Annotated in this window: 10 protein-coding genes; 2 read left to right on the top strand and 8 right to left on the bottom strand. The window is 62.7% G+C overall.

All coding sequences use genetic code 11. From position 1 onward, the window contains the following. Nucleotides 1-2: 2 nt before the first annotated feature. Both hda and GTP46_RS12460 read right to left on the bottom strand, forming a co-directional pair. Nucleotides 3-689: a DnaA regulatory inactivator Hda gene (hda, locus tag GTP46_RS12465; RefSeq protein ID WP_161006962.1), complete on the bottom strand. Its 687-nt coding sequence runs from the start codon at nucleotides 687-689 to the stop codon at nucleotides 3-5. Nucleotides 690-734: 45 nt separating this feature from the next. Beyond that, a complete protein-coding gene (locus GTP46_RS12460) occupies nucleotides 735-1820 on the bottom strand; it encodes an AI-2E family transporter (RefSeq protein WP_161006961.1) in 1086 nt (361 codons plus the stop codon). 173 nt (nucleotides 1821-1993) lie between these two features. On the opposite strand from GTP46_RS12460, the gene purM reads away from it, so the two are divergent. Beyond that, nucleotides 1994-3037, top strand: coding sequence for a phosphoribosylformylglycinamidine cyclo-ligase (gene purM / locus GTP46_RS12455; protein ID WP_161006960.1), 1044 nt, complete (start codon nucleotides 1994-1996; stop codon nucleotides 3035-3037). Nucleotides 3038-3471: 434 nt separating this feature from the next. Next, nucleotides 3472-3870: a tetratricopeptide repeat protein gene (locus tag GTP46_RS12450; protein WP_202414249.1), complete on the top strand. Its 399-nt coding sequence runs from the start codon at nucleotides 3472-3474 to the stop codon at nucleotides 3868-3870. Nucleotides 3871-3881: 11 nt separating this feature from the next. On the opposite strand, the gene GTP46_RS29460 is transcribed toward GTP46_RS12450, so the two are convergent. The 6 genes from GTP46_RS29460 to GTP46_RS12425 form a co-directional block, all read right to left on the bottom strand. Further along, nucleotides 3882-4169, bottom strand: a complete 288-nt coding sequence (locus GTP46_RS29460) for a hypothetical protein (RefSeq protein WP_202414248.1) — start codon at nucleotides 4167-4169, stop codon at nucleotides 3882-3884. 235 nt (nucleotides 4170-4404) lie between these two features. Further along, complete coding sequence (locus GTP46_RS12445) at nucleotides 4405-5619, bottom strand: 6-phosphofructokinase (RefSeq protein WP_161006958.1); 1215 nt, start codon at nucleotides 5617-5619, stop codon at nucleotides 4405-4407. A gap of 47 nt (nucleotides 5620-5666) precedes the next feature. Next, complete coding sequence (locus GTP46_RS12440; RefSeq protein WP_161006957.1) at nucleotides 5667-7646, bottom strand: alpha/beta hydrolase family protein; 1980 nt, start codon at nucleotides 7644-7646, stop codon at nucleotides 5667-5669. Then, a complete protein-coding gene (locus tag GTP46_RS12435) occupies nucleotides 7647-9668 on the bottom strand; it encodes an alpha/beta hydrolase family protein (protein WP_161006956.1) in 2022 nt (673 codons plus the stop codon). After that, nucleotides 9665-11665 carry a S9 family peptidase gene (locus GTP46_RS12430; protein WP_161006955.1) on the bottom strand — a complete coding sequence of 667 codons (2001 nt, stop codon included), beginning with the start codon at nucleotides 11663-11665 and terminating at the stop codon, nucleotides 9665-9667. Before GTP46_RS12430 ends, GTP46_RS12435 begins: the two co-directional genes overlap by 4 nt. Continuing rightward, on the bottom strand, nucleotides 11662-13668 hold the full coding sequence (locus GTP46_RS12425; protein ID WP_161006954.1) for an alpha/beta hydrolase family protein: 2007 nt from the start codon (nucleotides 13666-13668) through the stop codon (nucleotides 11662-11664). Before GTP46_RS12425 ends, GTP46_RS12430 begins: the two co-directional genes overlap by 4 nt. Nucleotides 13669-13671: the final 3 nt, after the last annotated feature.

Below are 13671 nucleotides of genomic sequence, written 5' to 3'. Positions count from 1 at the left end.
CATTATTCTTTAGCTTCCGCCTGCAGCCACTCGCGCAGCAGTGGCAGAGTGATAGGGCGTCGGGTTTCAAGGGAATACTGGTCCAGCGAATCAAGGATGGTCGACAGCGACCGCATGTCGCGCTGGAAGTGAGACAGCAAGTAGGGTATCACGCCGGCCGACAGCGTCAAGCCGCGCGCCGCTGCGGCAGCTGCCAATGCGGCGCTCTTCTCTTCGTCGGTCAGGCCGTGGATCTGGTAGATCAGGCCCCAGCCCATGCGCGTGCGCAGGTCTTCGCGCACCGGCAGCACCGCCGGCGCCACGTTGCCGCTGCAGACCATGAAGGCGTTGTTGGCGCGGATTTCGTTGAACAGGGCGAAGGCGTCGATCTGCGCCAGCGGCGACAGCTTCTCGCAGTCGTCCAGCAGGTACAGGTCCACCTCCGGCGAGTAGACGAATTCGGATTCGATCGAGAACGGCGAGATGTAGCGCGCGCGTAGCTGCTCTTCCTCGCTGCCGGCGCTGGCCAGCGCCTTGAGCAAGTGCGATTTGCCGACGCCGACCGCGCCCCACAGGTAGGCGAAATGTTCGCGCGACGTGCGGCTGGCGAATTGCTTCATCAGCGCTGCCGCTTCGGCATTCTGTCCTACCTCGAAGGAGCCGAGGCTGTGCGTGGGTTCCGCGCCTAAATCGAGCACCAGCTGCTTCATGGCGTTCGTCCTGTAGTCTTTTGCATAACGTTTTCGTGTTTCACATCATGCATTATAAAAGCTGCTGCTCAGATAGTGGCGACGCAGGTGTTTAAAGGCCACCATCAGCACCGCCGATGCAGGCAAGGCAAGCAGCACGCCGACGAAGCCGAACAGCTGGCCGAAGGCCAACAGCGCGAAAATTACGGCCAGCGGATTGAGGCCGATGCGCTCACCAACGAGGCGCGGCGTCAGGAAGAAGCCTTCCAGCACCTGGCCGCAGCCGTAGATCACGGCCACCGCGATCAAGCCGCTGAAGTCGGTAAATTGCAGCACCGCCGAAATCAGCGCCAGCACCAGTCCGAGGCCAAAGCCGAGGTAGGGAATGAACACCAGCAGGCCGGTGATGATCCCGACCGGCAGCGCCACGTCGAAACCGGCAATCGCCAGCGTCACCGAGTAGTAGATGGCCAGCACCACCATCACCAGCAGCTGGCCGCGCAGGTATTGGGCCAGCAGGGAGTCGACCTCGCGCGCCATGCCGACGGTGGCGTCGATGTAGCGGCGCGGCACGCAGTTGGCGATGCGGGCCAGCATGGCGTGCCAGTCCAGCAGCAGGTAGAACAGCACTACCGGGATCAGGATTACGGTGGCCAGCCAGCCCAGTACTGCGGTACCGCCGACGCGGGCAGAATTCAGTACGGCGGACCAGATGGCGTCACCGGAAGCGGCCACTTGTTCCGAGGCCAGTTGTTTGATACCTTGGCTGTCGAGGCGCACTTTCACGCCCAGTTCTTGCAGCTTGGGGCCGAGCAGGTCGTTGGCCTTGGCCAGGAAGGCGGGGATTTGCGCTTGCAGCAGCGGGATTTCTTTTTGCAGCACCGGCACCACGATCAGCACCAGCGTGGTGATGGCGCTGAAGAACAGCGTCACCACAATCACCACCGACAGCGCGCGTGGCAGATTGAAGCGGCGGCCGAAGCGGACGCGGTCGAGACGGTCAACAGCGGGGTTGAGCGCATACGCGAAAATTGCGGCGGCCAGGAAGGGCGTCAGCACCGGGCCCAGCGTCACCAGCAGGAAGAAGAATGCCGCCCACACCGCCAACCAGAATGCCGTTTGCTTTTGCTCTACCGTGAGGGGAAATGGCATGGAGGATGTATTTGATGGTTAAAAAGGCGGTTAGACGGGGCAATTTTGATAAAATAGCGGATTGACCGGTGTTTTGTGCTCATCCTTGCGCTGATTTTTGCGCATTTCCGTGTGATTTTGTCACGAAACAGGTCTCCGCCTTCTATTTTACCGCCTCCGCTGCGAAATACACCATGAGCCAAACTACTAATGTTTCCCTGTCCTACCGTGACGCCGGCGTCGATATCGACGCAGGTGATGCTTTAGTCGAAGCAATCAAGCCGTACGCCAAGCGCACCATGCGCGAAGGCGTGCTGGCCGGCTTGGGCGGTTTCGGTGCCATGTTCGAGATCAGCAAAAAGTACAAAGAGCCAGTGCTGGTGTCCGGCACCGACGGCGTGGGTACCAAGTTGCGCCTGGCGTTTGAACTGAACCGTCACGACACCGTCGGTATCGACCTGGTAGCGATGAGCGTCAACGACATCCTGGTGCAGGGTGCCGAGCCGCTGTTCTTCCTCGACTACTTCGCATGCGGCAAGCTGGACGTGGCGACCGCCTCGAACGTGATCAAGGGCATCGCCCAGGGTTGCGAACAAGCCGGTTGCGCGCTGATCGGCGGCGAAACCGCTGAAATGCCATCGATGTACCCGGACGGCGAGTACGACCTGGCCGGTTTCGCGGTGGGCGCGGTGGAAAAATCGAAAATCATCGACGGCACCAAGATTGCTCCGGGCGACGTGATCCTGGGCCTGGCCTCGTCGGGCGTGCACTCGAACGGCTACTCGCTGGTGCGCAAGATCATTGAAGTATCGAAGCCGGACCTGGAAGGCGACTTCCACGGCCGTAAGCTGTCGGACGTGCTGATGGCGCCAACCCGCATCTACGTCAAGCCGCTGCTGGCGCTGATGGAAGCGATCGAAGTCAAAGGCATGGTGCACATCACCGGCGGCGGCCTGGTTGAGAACATCCCACGCGTGCTGCAGCCTGGCCTGGTAGCCGAGCTGGACTCGAAAGGCTGGACCCTGCCACCGCTGTTCCAGTGGCTGCAACAGCACGGCGGCGTGGCTGACGCTGAAATGCACCGCGTGTTCAACTGCGGTATCGGCATGACCGTGATCGTCTCGGCAGAAAACGCCGCAGCGGCCAAGGCCCAGCTGGAAGCTGCTGGCGAAACTGTCTACACCATCGGTAAAATCCGCACCCGCGTGGGTGACGAGCACCAGACCATCGTCGTGTAAAACACTTAGTTGTAGTCGACGCAAAAACGGCATGCAAAAGCATGCCGTTTTTTTTTATGGTTTTTGAATAGCCATCAAAGTGGCTTGCAGCCTTCTCGCTAGATTCAACGGTATATCGAATCGCGGGAGGAAAGTATGTGGCACTATAGGTACTTCGGATTTAGTGGCCTTGCGGCGCAGCATGTGTCGTACCCGCCGATTTGGCAAGGAGGCTGGACCTGCAATTGTCGTGCGAATGGGGACGGTCGATGCGCTGATAACTACTCGCACAACAACAAGGAGTTTGCGATAGGGACTGGTACGGGCAGCACGCCAGTTCTGGCTCGAAGGGCTGCGGAAAAAATAGCAAAGCAAAAACTTGGAGCGAAGTCCACGCATCATGTGCAATGTCGTTGCACAGGTCCCAAGGGAGAGAAGGTGAAGCTGCTGCTGATTTGCTGAAACCGCATCTGGATACTCAAGATGCAGAAGCATTATTTTTGCGATCGACCTTCAGTTTGCCGAACGAGGAATCTGAGCGTAGGTTTGAAAAGAGAAGCTTGCAGTTTCTGAAGCGCTCCGCAGAATTAGGCTATGCGCCAGCGTTATATGCCTTGGGCGTTTGCTATGCGATTGGTGATCTCGTGTTGAAGGACGAGCGACAGGCCGCGAAATATTTCAAGACAGCGGCGTCATTAGGTTACGCCAAGGCAAAGTATGAGCATGGTCGCAACCTCCCTTATGGGGCTCAAGGCGATGCTCAGCAGGTCGAAATCGGATGGCGGCTGATCCGGGAGGCGGCCGTGGACGACGTCCAAGACGCGAGCGAATTTATGCATAAATTTGCTCGCTAAGCCATCTTGATTTAGCGCTGGGACGGCGGTGGTGGTGGCGGTGGGCCGCCTTCCGGCCATGCTGCGAGCACTTCGCCCATTTTCTTGCAAGTGCCTTTGACGGTTTCGTCGCGGCGGCCTTTGAATTCGACTTTGGCGCCTTCGGCCTTACCTTTGCAGGCTGCGACTGCTTCCGGCGGCGGCCCCGGTGGCGGACCGTCCGGACGTGGACCGTCAGGACGCTGGCCGTTTTGCGCCGAAGCGCCCGCTGCGCATGCGGCCAGCACCGCGCCCAGCATCCAATGCTTAATCAACTTCATGACAACTCCCGATAACAATGAGCTGCCATTATCTTGCGCGCATCTGTTAGTTGCGGTCAAGGCGCTGTAAAGCCCGGTAAAACTTAGCGTCGCCGGGCACCGCCAGGGCGATCTCATGACATTGTCCTGTATCGTTGACGAGGTGCTTGTTTGTTCCTACGATGAAGCATGACCGCTACGCTGGCACCGGAGGAACGGTTCGACCTTTCGTGTTTTCGCAGCGTGAGGATGCGGCCTAGCGCTTGAGGATTTTTTCCACTGGCGATGGACGCAGGCGGAAGGCGTCCGGCAGGCCGGAGCCGAGCAGGGGGCGCAGGTACATGCGGAAGGCGTCGGTGACGTCGGTGCCGCTGGCGCTGATGAACTCGTCTTCCATCACGCGCGTTTTGCCGGCCACGGCGCTCAGGGGCATCAACTCGTAATCGACCGAGTAGAAGCCGGTGCGCTTGATGGCGACCGAGCCGTCCTGCTTGCCCCACATGGCGAACTGTACCGCTTTCTCGCCAACTTCACGCGCTTCGCGCTGGTCCACATCCGACACGCAGCCGATGAAGGAGCGCTGCAAGTAGCCAAAGGTATCACCGCGCACGCGCTTGATGCCGAGCTTGGCCTTGATTTCATCGCACAGCAAATCGGCCAGCGCGCCAGTGCCGGACAGCTGCACATTGCCGTGCGCATCGCGCTCCACTTCTTTCGCCAGCAAAGACGCGATCGCTTCGCCGCTGGCATCGTGGATGCCTTCCGAGACGGCGATCACGCAGCGGCCGTAGCGCTCGTACACTGCCTTCACATCGGCCAAAAACTGTTCGAGCGAGAACACGCGCTCCGGCAGGTAGATCAGATGCGGCCCATCGTCCGGGAACTTCTTGCCCAGCGCGGCGGCGGCGGTGAGGAAGCCGGCGTGCCGGCCCATCACCACGCCCACATACACGCCCGGCAGCGAGGCGTTGTCCAGATTGGCGCCGGCAAACGCCTGCGCCACAAAGCGCGCTGCCGACGGGAAGCCCGGCGTATGGTCATTGCCGACCAGGTCGTTGTCGATGGTCTTGGGGATGTGCATGCAGCGCAGCGCGTAGTTGGCGGCCTGCGCCTGCTCGCTGACGATGCGCACGGTGTCCGACGAATCATTGCCGCCGATGTAGTAGAACTGCTCGATCTGGTGCGCCTGCAAGACCTTGAAAATCTCCTTGCAGTAAGCCTCGTCCGGTTTGTCGCGGGTCGAGCCCAGCGCCGAGGAGGGCGTGGCCGCCACCAGTTCGAGGTTGTGGCTGGTCTCGCGCGTGAGATCCACCAAATCCTCGTTGATGATGCCGCGCACGCCGTGCAGCGCGCCGTACACCCGCGTCACCTCGCGGAAGCGGCGCGCCTCCAGCACCACCCCCGCCAGCGACTGGTTGATGACGGCGGTGGGGCCGCCTCCCTGTGCGACCAGAATTTTTCCCGACGACATGCTCGCTTCTCCTCTGGTGAAGTTATCCGACCACTATAACGCGAACTTCAGGGCGTGCCGATATTCTTGTCAAGGAAACGCTCGACCCGGCCCCAGAAGTCGATGCGGTTTTTCGGCAAGTGCCAGCCGTGGCCTTCCTCGCTGTACTCGATCCACTCGACGTTCGGGTTGCCGGCCTTGACCGCATCGTACAGTTTGAGGCCGTGGTTGATCGGCACGCGGCGGTCGGCGCCGCCGTAGGCCAGCAGCAGCGGCTGCTTGATGCGGCTGGCTTGCAGCAGCGGCGAGGTGGCTTTCAGCTGCTCGGCATCCTTGACCTGGTCGCCGATCAGCGCCGGCATGCCATAGCGCTTCCACTCGTTCGACAAATCCGAGCTGTAGAACCAGCCGCCGTCGTACATCAGGTTGATGTCGCTGACGCCCACCCAGTTGATGCCGCATTTGTACAAGTCCGGATCGCGGATCAGCCCCATCAGCGTGGCATAGCCGCCGTAGCTGGCGCCGGCGATGCAGATGCGGCCGGCGTCGGCATAGCCCTGCGCCACCGCCCAGCGCGCGCCGTCAGCGATATCGTCCTGCATCTTCAAGCCCCATTGCTTCCAGCCGGCGCGGAACAGCTGCTTGCCGTAGCCGGTGCTGCCGCGGAATTCCGGCTCCAGCACGGCGTAGCCGCGCGAGGCCAGGAATTCGGCGTCGGCATTCCACTCCCAGCGGCCACCGCGTACCCACGGGCCGCCGTGCACCAGCACCACCATCGGCAGGTTTTTCTTGGCGCCGCCCGGCGGTAAGGTCAGCCATACGGGGATTTGCAGGCCGTCGCGCGCCTTGTAGTAGTAGAGCTCGCGCGGGCCCATGTCGGCCGGCTTGATTTGCGCCGCGATGCGGCCGACTTCGCTGAATTTTTGGGTCTCGGTGTTGTACACCAGGTAGCGCAGCGGCTGCTTGTCGGAATACGATTCCACCAGCACCCAGGCGCTCTCCGGCCGGACCGGCGGCGTCACCAGGTTGATGGTGCCGGGCAGGCGCGCATCAATTTGCGCCTGCAGGGTCTTCATGGCCGGGTCGAACCATTCGGTGCCGGTGGCGTCGGCATGCACGCGCACACCCAGCAAGCGTCCCTTGCTGATGATGAGTTTGCCCCGGAAGTCGAAACCGTCCAGCTCCAGCACGTGCTGGGGCGGCAGCTTGTTGTGTTCGAGATCGTAGCGGTACAGCGCGCTCCGGTCGCGGCCCTGGCTGCTGATCACGTACAAAGCGCCATCCGGCCCGAAGGCCAGTGGCGTGAAGTTCTGGCCTTCGCCAGTGTAGCCCTGGTAGCTGTTCAGCGTGCGCCATTCGCTGCTGGCCGGATCGCGGTAGAGCAGTTTGGCGCTATCCTGGTCCAGCGTTTGCAGCAGGCGCGGTTCACCGTTCTGGTCCAGCGTCCACGAGCGCGCGGTGCCCGGATGGGCGACCGGCAGCGCTGTGCCGTTGCTGGTGTTCAGGCGCAGCAAGTCGAGCGCGACCAGCGTGCCGGCTTTAGTAATGGAGGCGTCGGTGACGTAAACGTAGTCGCTGTCCTGCGCGCCGGGTTCGTCAAGCATGAAGGTATGCCACGGCAGCATTTCCCTGTTGTCGTCGCTGCCGTTGCGGATGAAAGCGTTGCGGCGCATCGCCAGTTGGCGGAAACGCTTGCCGTCGCGTTCGACCACGAACAGGCCGGGACCGTAGCGCATGTCGCGCTGGCCGCTCGCCTTGTCGGTGGTGCTGAACATCAGGCGCTGGTTGTTGACCCACTGTGCCTGGCCGATATCGGTATCGGAAAACTGCGCCACCATGGTGGCTTTCAGGGTGTCCAGCTCCACCACGGCCAGGCCATCGCGCTTGTCGTTGGCGCCAATGAAGGCCGCCAGGTAGCGACCATCCGGCGACAGCATGGCGCCGTTGAAGGGGGAATTATCGAAGAAAGCGGACAGCGGCGGCGGGGCTGCCAGGGCTTGCGCGCCGGCTGCCAGCAGCAGGCTTGCTATCAGTGTACGTACTACCATTTAATGTGCTGCTCCAATCTGATGATCCAGGAATTTTTCAACGCGGTTCCAGAAATCGATGCGGTTCTGCGGCAGGCGCCAGCCGTGGCCTTCCTTGTCGTAGACGATCCATTCGATATCCGGGTTGCCGACTTTAACGGCGCTGAGGAATTTTTCGCCGTGGTACAGCGGCACGCGGCGGTCATCGCCGCCGTAGGCCAGCAGCAGTGGCTGCTTGATGCGGGCCGCCTGCACCAGCGGCGAGGTGGCGGCCAGCTGGGCTGCATCGCTGGCCGGATCGCCGATCATGGTGGGCGCGCCATAGGCCAGCCAGCGGTCGCTCATGTCGGACACCGCGCTCCAGGCGCCGGTGTACATCAGCTTGATGTCAGTCACGCCGGCCCAGTTGACGCCGCACTTGTACAAGTCCGGATCGTTCACCAGTCCCATCAGCGTGGCATAGCCGCCGTAGCTGGCGCCGGCGATGCAGATACGCTTGCCGTCGGCGTAGCCTTGCGCGATGGCCCAGCGCGCGCCGTCGGCGATATCGTCCTGCATCTTCAAGCCCCATTGCTTCCAGCCGGCGCGGAAGTGCTGCCAGCCGTAGCCGGTGCTGCCGCGATACGCTGGTTCCAGCACCATGTAACCGCGCGAGGCCAGGAACTGGGCGTCGGCGTTCCAGCCCCAGTCGCTGCCGTGTACGTACGGGCCACCGTGCACCAGCACCACCAGCGGCAGGTTTTTCTTCGCCGCGCCGCGCGGGATGGTCAGCAGCGCCGGGATTTGCATGCCGTCGCGCGCCTTGTAGCGCACCAGTTCCTGATGGCCCATCTGCTCTGGACGGATAGCGTCGTGGCTGGCGCCGACCTTGACCAGCTTGCCGGTCTCGGTGTTGTAGACCAGATGTACCAGCGGCTGCACGTCGGAATAGCTGGCCACCAGCACCCACGGCGCTTCCGGCCGTTTCGGCAGGGTGATCACGTTGACCAGGCCGGGCAGCAGCTTGTCGATCTTGTCCTGCAGCGCCTTGCCCTTGGCGTCCAGCCAGGCCACGCCGCGCACATCGGCGTTGTAGCGCACGCCGACCAGCTTGTTGTCGCGCACGATCAGGCTGTCGTCATCGGCGCCGCTATTGAAGTCGGGCAGGAAGTCGTAGTCATCCAGGCCGACCAGCGGCTCGGCGGCGGGCTGGCGCTTGGCCAGGTCGTAGCGGTACAGCGCGCTCTTGTCGCTGTTGTTGCGGGCCGAGACGTACAGCGCGCCGTCCGGGCCGAAGCCGATCGGGCTGAAGTTATTGTTGCTGGTGCCGTAAGCATCGCTTTCCAGCAGCTTGTTCCATTGCTCGCCTTCGCGCACATAGACCGTGTGATGCTTGTCGAGGTCGTTGACGGCGAGGCGTGGTTCGCCCTGCTGGTCGAGCAGCCAGTCGCTGGCCTTGCCCGGACTGCTGACCGGGGTGGTGCGGCCGGTCACGGTGTTCAGGCGCAGCAGCACGTGGTTGGTGATCTCGGTGTAGTTGTTATTAATCTGGTACTTGACGATATACACCTCGTCGCTGTCCTGCTTGCCGGGCTGGCCCAGCAAGTAGTGGTTATAGTCCAGCAGGCGCTCGCTGATCTTGCTGCCGGTGGCGGCATCGTCGCCTTCGCGGAAGTTGGTCTTGGTCAGTTGGCGGTAGCCGCTACCGTCGCGGTTGACGGCAAACAGGCCGGCGGCAAAGCGCTCGTCGCTGAAGGTGGCACGGCGGTCGGTGCCGTTGAATACCAGCCGGTTGTCGTTGACCCATTCGAAGTAAGCCACGTCGGCGTCGCCGAACATGGCGGCCACCTTGACGCTCATGTCGTCCAGCTTGACCACCGACAGGCGGTAGCGCTCGCCCGGCTTGGACACCCGCGCCGCCAGGTAGCGGCCGTCGGGCGACAGCTTGGGACTGCCGAAGCGGCTGTTTTCAAAGAAGGCGCTGGCCGGCGGCAGCTCGGCAGCGCGCGGCGCGATGCAGACCGCCAGCAGCAGGCTGGCGGCGACGGTGCGTGAAAGGTTCATGGTGCAGAGGCTCCAATGTGCTTGTCGAGGAATTTTTCTACCTTGCCCCAGAAGTCGATCCGGTTTTGCGGCAAGAACCAGCCGTGGCCTTCGTCAGCATAGAGCACCCATTCCACTGAGGAATTGTTTTTGCTCACAGCATCTTTAAACGCCGTGCCGTGGATGATGGGCACAGTCTGGTCGGCGCCGCCGTGCGCCAGCAGCAACGGCTGCTTGATGCGGGCCGCCTGCTGCAGCGGCGAGGTGGCGGCCAGCTGCGCTGCGTCGCCGCCGATCAGCACCGGGAAGCCGAAGCGGTCGAAGGCGCCGCCGGTGGACCAGCTGTTTTCGCTGGTCCAGTGGCCGTCCTTGAGGATATTCAGGTCGGTGACGCCGGCCCAGGCCACGCCGCATTTATAGAGGTCGGGATCGTTGACCAGACCCATCAGCGTGGCGTAGCCGCCGTAGCTGGCGCCGGCGATACAGATGCGCTTGCTGTCGGCGATGCCCTGGGCGATGGCCCAGCGTGCGCCGTCGGCCACGTCGTCCTGCATCTTCAGGCCCCATTGCTTCCAGCCGGCGGTGAACAGCTGGTGGCCGTAGCCGGTGCTGCCGCGGAATTCCGGCTCCAGCACGGCATAGCCGCGCGAGGCCAGGAACTGCACTTCCGCATCCCAGTCCCAGTGCACGCCGCGCACCCACGGGCCGCCGTGGACCAGCACCACCAATGGCAGGTTCTTGCCCTTGCTGGCTTTGGGCGTGGTCAGGTAGGCCGGGATTTCCAGCCCGTCGCGGGCCTTGTAGCGCACCATCGCCTTGGTCGACATCAGCTCCGGTGCGATGGCGGGATGCTCGCCGCCCAGCATGCTCAGGCTGTGTGTTTCGGTGTTGTACAGGCGGTAGACGGCCGGCTGTACGTCCGAGCTCGATTCCACCAGCACGTAGGGTGCGGTCGGCCGCAGCGGTGTGCTGATCATATTGTTGGTGGCCGGCAGCGCCGCATCCACCGCCTGCTGCACCGCCTTCATGGTGGCATCCACCCACCACGTACCTTTGGCGTCGACCTCGTAGTGATAGCCCTGCACCTTGTCCTGGTTGTACTCCAGTTGGCCTTGCAAGTCATAACCGGGCGTGCTGATGGCGGGCTTGTCGCCCAGCTTGCGGTTGGCGATGTCGTACGGGTAGAGCGCGTCGGCGCCCTGCAGGCTGGCGCGCACGTACAGCGTGCCGTCCGGGCCGAAGGCTTGCGGTTCGAAGTTGTCGGCTGTGCTCGGGTATAGCTTGAAGCTGGCCAGCTGGGTCCACGGCTGGTCGTCTGCGGTGCGGTGGAAAATGACTTGCTGGTTGTCGCGATAGGCGACCGTGATGCGTGGCACGCCTTGGCGGTCGACCACCCAGCCCATGGTGTTGGCCGGGTGGGCGTAGGTCTTGAACTTGCCGTTGCTGGTATTCAGGCGCAGCAGGGCGATCTGGTTCATCCAGCCGGTGGCGCCGTATTCGTATTGGGTGACGAAGATCTCATCGCTGTCGAGGTTGCCAACGCCGCTGTACATAAAGGTATTCCACGGCAACAGTTTGTTTTGTATTTTGCTGATACCGTCGTTCTGGGCGCTGTCGCGCCGCACCAACTGGCGTAGTTCGCTGCCGTCGGCGTTGACGGCCCACAGGCCGCCGCCCCAGCGCACCTCGCCTTGCGCCGTACCGAGGTCGCCGACGTTGAAGACCAGGCGCTGGTCATTGACCCAGTGGTAGCGGTTGATGTCGGCATCGTCGAAGGCAGCCACCACCCTGGTCTTGCGGGTGGCGGCATCGACCACTGCGAGACGCACGCGGCCACTCTTGCCAGCCACCTTGATCGCCACCAGCCGGCCGTCCGGCGACAGGCGCGGCGTGCTGAAGCTGGCGTTTTCAAAAAAGGCCGCCGCCGGGATAGCGGTCGGCGAGGTTTGCGCGGCGGCCGGCAAGATCGCCAGCGCGCCCAGGGTGCTCAGTGCTGCCAGGGTAAAGCGTAAAGTCATTGAGGAGATCCGATGTTCTTATTGAGGAATTGCTCGACTTTGCCCCACCAGTCGATGCGGTTTTTCGGCAGTTTCCAGCCGTGGCCCTCTTCGTCGTATTCAATCCATTCGACGTTCGGGTTGGTTTGCTTGACGGCCTTGTAGAACTTAGTGCCATGCGGCAGCGGCACGCGCATGTCGGCGGTGCCGTAAGCCATCAGCAGCGGCTGCTTGATGCGGGCCGCCTGTTGCAGCGGCGAGGTGGCTTTCAGCTGTTCTGCATCTTTAACCTGGTCGCCCACCAGCTGCGGCATACCGAATTGCTTGTAGCCGTCCGGCATGTCGGAGGTGAAGTTCCAGCTGCCGTCGTACATCAGGTTGATGTCGGTGACGCCAGCCCATTCCACGCCGCACTTGTAGAGGTCGGGATCGTTGACCAGGCCCATCAGCGTGGCGTAGCCGCCGTAGCTGGCGCCGGCAATGCAGATGCGCTTGCTGTCGGCATAGCCCTGGGCGATGGCCCAGCGGGTGCCGTCGGCGATATCGTCCTGCATTTTCAAGCCCCACTGCTTCCAGCCGGCCACGAAATGCTTGTTACCGAAGCCGGTGCTGCCGCGATATTCCGGCTGCAGCACAGCGTAGCCGCGCGAGGCCAGGAACTGCACTTGCGGATCCCAGCCCCAGCTGCTGCCGCGCACATAGGGGCCGCCGTGCACCAGCACCACCATCGGCTGGTTCTTGCTGCCGCCGCGTGGCAAGGTCAGCCATGCCGGAATGGTCAGGCCGTCGCGCGCCTGGTAGTGCACCAGCGTGGTTTGCGCCATGTCGTTGGGCGAGATGCGCGGATGCGACTCACCGATCAGGGTCATCTTTTGCGTCTGGCTGTTGTACAGCATCATGCGCTTGGGCCAGATGTCGGCATAGGCCGTTACCAGCACCCACGGCGATTCCGGCCGCTTGGGCAGGGTCAGCAGGTTGACGGTGTTGGGCAGGATGGTGTCGACCTTTTCCTGCATGGCTTTCATGGCCGGATCGATCCAGGTGGTGCCCATGGCGTCGGTCAGGTGCTTTACGCCGACCAGCTTGTCCTGGTTCATGATCAGCTTGCCGTGGAAGTCGTAGCCGTCCAGCTTGACCAGCGGCTTGTCGGACAGCTTGCCGCTGTTGATGTCATAGGTGTAGACGGCCGACGTGTCGCCACCGCGCCATGCGACCACGTACAGCGTGCCGTCCGGGCCGAAGGCCAGCGGGCGGAAGTCGGCGCCGCGACCGGTGTAGCTGTCGTAGTCGCCCAGCTTGCGCCAGGCTTTGGTGGCCGGGTCGCGGTAGTACATGCTGCTGGTGCCCTTGTCGGAGGCGATGGTCAGGCGCGGCTCGCCCTGCGCATCGAGCAGCCAGTATTTGCTGTCGCCGGGGCGCTCGGTGACGCCGGCGATGCGGCCGGTGACGGTATTCAGCTTGACCAGGTCGATGTGGTTGAGCTGGCCCGGTCCGCTGTAACTATTGTCTTCCACGTAGATGAAGTCGCTATCCTGGGCGCCGTCCTGGTCCAGCAGGTAGGTATGCCACGGCAGCAGTTCGCGCTGCAGGTTGGGATTGCCGGAGGTGATGAAGGGCTTGCCATCGCGCATGGCCAGCTGGCGGAAACCAGTGCCGTCGCGGTTGATGGCGTACAGGCCGGGCGCATAGCGCATATCGCCTTGCGCCAGGTCCTTGTCAGTGGCGTTGAACACCAGCCGCTTGTCATTCACCCAGGCATAGCGGCCGATGTCGGCATCGGAAAAATTGCCCACCACCTTGACCGCATTGGTTTCCAGGTCGACCACGCCCAGCATGTCGCGCTTGTCCTTGCCGCCGAGGCGTACCGCCAGGTATTTGCCGCTGGGCGACAGCACGGCGTCACTGAATTCCGGATTATTGAAGAAGTCGGCGATGGGCGGCTTGGCCGCTGCGGCTGCCAGCGACTGACCGCAGAGGATGGCGCCGGCCAGAGCCGTGGCGCGCAGGAGGTGGTGGAGGCGCATATG

This window comes from Duganella flavida, from assembly GCF_009857445.1.
GTDB classification, from domain to species: domain Bacteria; phylum Pseudomonadota; class Gammaproteobacteria; order Burkholderiales; family Burkholderiaceae_D; genus Rugamonas; species Rugamonas flavida.
This window is presented reverse-complemented; position numbering and strand designations above follow the sequence as displayed.